Source organism: Mesorhizobium sp. M7A.F.Ca.ET.027.02.1.1, from assembly GCF_004022985.1.
Lineage (GTDB): Bacteria > Pseudomonadota > Alphaproteobacteria > Rhizobiales > Rhizobiaceae > Mesorhizobium.
The window spans coordinates 1-969 of the sequence record NZ_RZOL01000818.1 but is presented as its reverse complement, the minus strand read 5'-3'; the positions used below and the strand labels follow the sequence as shown (position 1 = coordinate 969).

General features: G+C 65.8%; 1 protein-coding gene. It reads left to right on the top strand.

Annotated features, from left to right (window positions below; all coding sequences use genetic code 11):
• Window positions 1-969: UvrD-helicase domain-containing protein (locus EN749_RS36395; protein WP_189368015.1), on the top strand; the 969-nt coding region annotated here is incomplete at both ends.

The following is a 969-nucleotide window of genomic DNA, read 5'->3' as shown; positions in this document are numbered from 1 at the left end:
GCGGCGCATCGAGACGCATCCGGCAACCGGTGCGATCCAGATCGTCGAAGTGCGCGAGCGTGTCGAGGAAGTGGCGTTGCAACCAGCGTCCCAACCCGTTCAGGCCGACCTGCCACTTGAGATTACTCTTGACAAGGAGATCATCCACGCGCCGCCGCTATTCGCAAGGCTGACGCCGGACGACCTTCTCTCCGTCGGCGTGCCGCAGGATTGGCTGGCCGACGTCACCGAGGCGACCGAGGACAGCTTCTTCGCCCTGGCCACGCACCTGCCACAGGAAGCTGCCGAGGCGCTGCTCGAATATGCCGCCACGGGAATCCTGAAGCCCGCCGCCGCGCCCGTCGCGGACCCGATGGCGCATCCCGACACGATGCGTCGGTTCCAGGTGCTGGAAGGGCTGGACGAACTTCAGGCAGCACTCGACGCGCCATTCGAGAAATGGGCGGTGTTTCTGCATCCTCTTCAGCGCGGCGTGGTCGAGCGCGATTATTCCGGACCCGCGCGTGTCGCCGGCTCCGCCGGGACGGGAAAGACCGTGGTGGCGCTGCATCGCGTAATGCGCATCCTTCGCCTCTATCCCGACGCGCGGGTGCTGCTCACCACCTTCTCCGATCCGCTGGCCGACGCGCTAAAGCGCAAGCTCGCCGTGCTTTCCAGCGGCCGTGACGATCTGGAAGGCCGGGTGACCGTCGCCTCCTTCCGCAGGATCGCCGAGGAACTCCATGCGCTCGCGACTGGACGCAAGGCGCATGTCGCCGACCGCGACGCCGTGCGCGGTCTGATCGACAAGGCTGCGAGCGAGGCTGCTGTCACGGGTTTCTCTCCGCGCTTTCTGGTCTCGGAATGGGAGAACGTCATTGACGCCTGGCGGATCGACAGTGTCGAAGCCTATGCCGAGGTGCCGCGAATGGGCCGCAAGAACCGCTTGGGACAGAAGCAGCGCGAGGTGCTGTGGCAGGTGTTTTCGGC